Origin of the sequence: Tenacibaculum discolor (assembly GCF_003664185.1) — a bacterium.
In the GTDB taxonomy this organism is placed as follows: domain Bacteria; phylum Bacteroidota; class Bacteroidia; order Flavobacteriales; family Flavobacteriaceae; genus Polaribacter; species Polaribacter discolor.
Window position 1 is genome coordinate 1 of the sequence record NZ_RCCS01000002.1, and the last position, 5,742, is coordinate 5,742.

The 5,742-nt window shown below is 45.1% G+C and carries 2 tRNA genes and 3 rRNA genes; all 5 read left to right on the plus strand.

Annotated features, from left to right (window positions below):
* The first annotated feature begins 560 nt into the window (after window positions 1–560).
* The 5 genes from C8N27_RS00320 to rrf all read left to right on the plus strand — a co-directional run bounded on the left by C8N27_RS00320 (window position 561) and on the right by rrf (window position 5,681).
* Window positions 561–2,084: ribosomal RNA gene (locus tag C8N27_RS00320) — 16S ribosomal RNA — on the plus strand.
* Window positions 2,085–2,166: 82 nt separating this feature from the next.
* Window positions 2,167–2,240 (plus strand) — tRNA-Ile (locus tag C8N27_RS00325).
* Window positions 2,241–2,373: 133 nt separating this feature from the next.
* A tRNA-Ala gene (locus tag C8N27_RS00330) sits at window positions 2,374–2,447 on the plus strand.
* A gap of 152 nt (window positions 2,448–2,599) precedes the next feature.
* A 23S ribosomal RNA gene (locus C8N27_RS00335) occupies window positions 2,600–5,470 on the plus strand.
* Between the two features lie 102 nt (window positions 5,471–5,572).
* Window positions 5,573–5,681 (plus strand): 5S ribosomal RNA (gene rrf, locus C8N27_RS00340).
* Together the 16S, 23S and 5S rRNA genes with 2 tRNA genes alongside form the textbook arrangement of a ribosomal RNA operon.
* Window positions 5,682–5,742 lie beyond the last annotated feature (61 nt).

The following is a 5,742-nucleotide window of genomic DNA, read 5'->3' on the forward strand; positions in this document are numbered from 1 at the left end:
ATTAGTGTATAGCGTATTAAAAAATAGTTTAAAAAAAAGGTTGGAAAAGTGCTTGTTGAATGGAAAAAGGTATCTATATTTGCACCCGCAAACGGATAAGCGGTAAGCTAGGAAGTTAGTGTGAGTTCATTAAAATAGGGTTTAAGATATTTAAAGAAAAGGTTAAAAAATAGTTTAAATTTTTCTTGTTTATTAAGAAATAAAGTGAGTATCTTTGCAGTCCGATTTTTAGGGAAACAGTTCATTAAAATAGTGCGAAAAACAAATTAAAAAAAACTTCAAAAAAGTTTTTGTCAGATTAAAAATAGTTTGTAGTTTTGCATCCGCTTTAAGAAAGCGATACGATCACAGAAATTTTGGAAGACGGTAAGTCACTAGTTCGAGTCTAGTATTTCTACAAAAGGTTGAGTTAAAGATGCGAGTAATACTTGTTATATAGAAGCTCACCAAGTTCATTGAAAATATTGAAATTGACAGCGTAAAACAAAGAGTAGAATAACCATAACTTTTCGAAGTTAAAAATTCTTTTGGAACTTAACATTTATAATATTAAAGATTATACAATGAAGAGTTTGATCCTGGCTCAGGATGAACGCTAGCGGCAGGCTTAACACATGCAAGTCGAGGGGTAACAGGGAAAAGCTTGCTTTTTTGCTGACGACCGGCGAACGGGTGCGTAACGCGTATAGAATCTACCTTGTACAGGAGGATAGCCTTTAGAAATGAAGATTAATACTCCATAATGTTGAGAGATGGCATCATCTTTTAATTAAAGATTTATCGGTACAAGATGACTATGCGTCCTATTAGCTAGATGGTAAGGTAACGGCTTACCATGGCAACGATAGGTAGGGGGTCTGAGAGGATTATCCCCCACACTGGTACTGAGACACGGACCAGACTCCTACGGGAGGCAGCAGTGAGGAATATTGGTCAATGGAGGCAACTCTGAACCAGCCATGCCGCGTGCAGGAAGACTGCCCTATGGGTTGTAAACTGCTTTTATACAGGAAGAAACTTAGTTACGTGTAACTAACTGACGGTACTGTAAGAATAAGCACCGGCTAACTCCGTGCCAGCAGCCGCGGTAATACGGAGGGTGCAAGCGTTATCCGGAATCATTGGGTTTAAAGGGTCCGCAGGCGGTCAATTAAGTCAGAGGTGAAATCCCATAGCTTAACTATGGAACTGCCTTTGATACTGGTTGACTTGAGTTATACGGAAGTAGATAGAATAAGTAGTGTAGCGGTGAAATGCATAGATATTACTTAGAATACCGATTGCGAAGGCAGTCTACTACGTATATACTGACGCTCATGGACGAAAGCGTGGGGAGCGAACAGGATTAGATACCCTGGTAGTCCACGCCGTAAACGATGGACACTAGTTGTTGGGATTATTCTCAGTGACTAAGCGAAAGTGATAAGTGTCCCACCTGGGGAGTACGATCGCAAGATTGAAACTCAAAGGAATTGACGGGGGCCCGCACAAGCGGTGGAGCATGTGGTTTAATTCGATGATACGCGAGGAACCTTACCAGGGCTTAAATGTAGAGTGACAGACTGAGAGATCGGTTTTTCTTCGGACACTTTACAAGGTGCTGCATGGTTGTCGTCAGCTCGTGCCGTGAGGTGTCAGGTTAAGTCCTATAACGAGCGCAACCCCTATCGTTAGTTGCTAGCAGGTAATGCTGAGGACTCTAGCGAGACTGCCGGTGCAAACCGCGAGGAAGGTGGGGATGACGTCAAATCATCACGGCCCTTACGTCCTGGGCTACACACGTGCTACAATGGTATGGACAATGAGCAGCCACTATGCGAATAGGAGCGAATCTATAAACCATATCACAGTTCGGATCGGAGTCTGCAACTCGACTCCGTGAAGCTGGAATCGCTAGTAATCGGATATCAGCCATGATCCGGTGAATACGTTCCCGGGCCTTGTACACACCGCCCGTCAAGCCATGGAAGCTGGGGGTGCCTGAAGTCGGTTACCGCAAGGAGCTGCCTAGGGTAAAACTGGTAACTAGGGCTAAGTCGTAACAAGGTAGCCGTACCGGAAGGTGCGGCTGGAACACCTCCTTTCTAGAGAAAGATGGTGAGTTACATAAGAGGTATATTTTACTCTTTGCTGTTAATTTTAAAGAAATTTAGACTAAGATCTTATAGTCTCGTAGCTCAGCTGGTTAGAGCGCTACACTGATAATGTAGAGGTCGGCAGTTCGAGTCTGCCCGAGACTACAAATTTTCGGAAGAAGGTTTGGGGAATTGGGGTTTTAGTATAGGAAATTTTAGAAGTTGGGTATCCCAAGTTGACGTATAGGTCATCAATTAACTGATAACTGTTAACTGATACCGACTACTGAAAAGAAAAGGGGGATTAGCTCAGCTGGCTAGAGCGCTTGCCTTGCACGCAAGAGGTCATCGGTTCGACTCCGATATTCTCCACAAGGACTTAGGTCCACAAGTTCATTGACATATTGGTAAAATGATATCGTAAAGAATCAAGATAGAGAGTTAGATAATATCTAACAGAATATTTTTATAAGAACAAGAATTATAAAGAGCTCGTTGTAGTAGAGATACTACAGCAAAAAGTACAATAAGCTAAATAAGGGCGTATGGAGGATGCCTAGGCTTTCAGAGGCGAAGAAGGACGCGATAAGCTGCGATAAGTTACGGGGAGAAGCACATATTTTATGATCCGTAAATTTCCGAATGGGGCAACCCGGCATGTTGAAGACATGTCACACCTACGGGTGAGCAAACGTGGTGAACTGAAACATCTAAGTAACCATAGGAAGAGAAAACAAAAGTGATTCCGTTAGTAGTGGCGAGCGAACGCGGATTAGCCCAAACCAATGTTGTTACGGCAATATTGGGGTTGTAGGGCTGCGACATTAGAATCTTAGAGAACTAGAATCGTTTGGAAAGACGAACCGCAGAGAGTGATAGTCTCGTATAGGTAATCGAAGAGGATATAGCAGTACCCTGAGTAGTGCGGGACACGTGTAATCCTGTATGAATCCACCGGGACCATCCGGTAAGGCTAAATACTCCTGAAAGACCGATAGTGAACTAGTACCGTGAGGGAAAGGTGAAAAGAACCCTAAGTAAGGGAGTGAAAGAGAACCTGAAACCGTACGCCTACAAGCGGTCGAAGCACATTTACTGTGTGACGGCGTGCCTTTTGCATAATGAGCCTACGAGTTACTGTTGCTAGCAAGGTTAAAGATTTAAGGTCTGGAGCCGTAGCGAAAGCGAGTCTGAATAGGGCGACATAGTTAGTAGTAGTAGACGCGAAACCGAGTGATCTACCCATGGGCAGGTTGAAGCTGTGGTAACACACAGTGGAGGACCGAACCAGTTGACGTTGAAAAGTCTTTGGATGACCTGTGGGTAGGGGTGAAAGGCCAATCAAACTCGGAAATAGCTCGTACTCCCCGAAATGCATTTAGGTGCAGCGTTGAGACAAAGTTTTATAGAGGTAGAGCTACTGATTGGATGCGGGGGCTTCACCGCCTACCAATTCCTGACAAACTCCGAATGCTATAAAATGTTTCTCAGCAGTGAGGGCATGGGTGCTAAGGTCCATGTCCGAGAGGGAAAGAACCCAGACCATCAGCTAAGGTCCCCAAATATATGTTAAGTTGAAAAAACGAGGTTTGACTGCCCAGACAGCTAGGATGTTGGCTTGGAAGCAGCCATTCATTTAAAGAGTGCGTAACAGCTCACTAGTCGAGCGGTCGAGCATGGATAATAATCGGGCATAAACATATTACCGAAGCTATGGACTTTTAAAGTGGTAGGGGAGCATTCTATATGTGCTGAAGGTGTGCTGTGAGGCATGCTGGAACGTATAGAAAAGAAAATGTAGGCATAAGTAACGATAAAGGGGGCGAGAAACCCCCTCACCGAAAGACTAAGGTTTCCTCAGCGATGCTAATCAGCTGAGGGTTAGTCGGGACCTAAGGCGAATCCGAAGGGAGTAGTCGATGGACAACAGGTTAATATTCCTGTACTTCTTATAATTGCGATGGGGTGACGGAGTAGTGAAAGCACCGCGAACTGACGGAATAGTTCGTTGAAACATTTAGGTATTAGACTGGTAGGCAAATCCGCCGGTTTAGCTGAAGTGTGATAGTACCACAAGTCTTCGGATGCGTGGATAGTGTGCCTAAAAACTTCCAAGAAAAACCTCTAAGCTTCAGATTATAAGAACCCGTACCGTAAACCGACACAGGTAGTTGGGATGAGAATTCTAAGGTGCTCGAGAGATTCATGGCTAAGGAACTAGGCAAAATAGACTCGTAACTTCGGGAGAAGAGTCGCCCTACTCCGGTAGGGCCGCAGTGAAAAGATCCAGGCGACTGTTTATCAAAAACACAGGGCTTTGCTAAATTGAAAGATGATGTATAAGGCCTGACACCTGCCCGGTGCTGGAAGGTTAAGTGGAGTTGTTAGCTTCGGCGAAGCAATCAAATGAAGCCCCAGTAAACGGCGGCCGTAACTATAACGGTCCTAAGGTAGCGAAATTCCTTGTCGGGTAAGTTCCGACCTGCACGAATGGTGCAACGATCTGGATACTGTCTCAGCCATGAGCTCGGTGAAATTGTAGTATCGGTGAAGATGCCGATTACCCGCAGCGGGACGAAAAGACCCCGTGAACCTTTACTATAGCTTCGTATTGACTTTGGATAAGTAATGTGTAGGATAGGTGGGAGACTTTGAAGCGGCGTCGCTAGGCGTTGTGGAGTCATCCTTGAAATACCACCCTTTGCTTATCTAGAGCCTAACTCAGCAATGAGAACAGTGCGTGGTGGGTAGTTTGACTGGGGTGGTCGCCTCCAAAAGAGTAACGGAGGCTTCTAAAGGTTCCCTCAGCACGCTTGGTAACCGTGCGTAGAGTGCAATGGCATAAGGGAGCTTGACTGAGAGACATACAGGTCGATCAGGTACGAAAGTAGAGCATAGTGATCCGGTGGTTCCGCATGGAAGGGCCATCGCTCAAAGGATAAAAGGTACTCCGGGGATAACAGGCTGATCTCCCCCAAGAGCTCACATCGACGGGGGGGTTTGGCACCTCGATGTCGGCTCGTCACATCCTGGGGCTGGAGAAGGTCCCAAGGGTTGGGCTGTTCGCCCATTAAAGTGGCACGCGAGCTGGGTTCAGAACGTCGTGAGACAGTTCGGTCTCTATCTGCTGTGGGCGTTAGAAATTTGAGTGGATCTGACTTTAGTACGAGAGGACCGAGTTGGACTGACCTCTAGTGTATCTGTTGTCTCGCCAGGGGCACTGCAGAGTAGCTACGTCGGGAAGGGATAAGCGCTGAAAGCATATAAGCGCGAAACCCACCACAAGATGAGATTTCTTTAAAGGGTCGTGGAAGATCACCACGTTGATAGGCTATAAGTGTAAGTGCAGTAATGTATGTAGCTGAGTAGTACTAATAACCCATAGGCTTATGTACAGTCTTCCCCTCCTAGTGGGGGGAAGCGCAACTCTTTGATGAATTTATGATATGATTTTACTAATATGTTAACTTATACAGTTGAAATATACTGAAACGATTTAAGGTGATTATCGCAATGGGGCTCACCTCTTACCATTCCGAACAGAGAAGTTAAGCCCATTAGCGCCGATGGTACTGCCACTGGTGGGAGAGTAGGTCGTTGCCTTTCTTTTAAACCTCAATCTTTTATTAGATTGAGGTTTTTTTTTGATCTTATTTTAAATTCAATA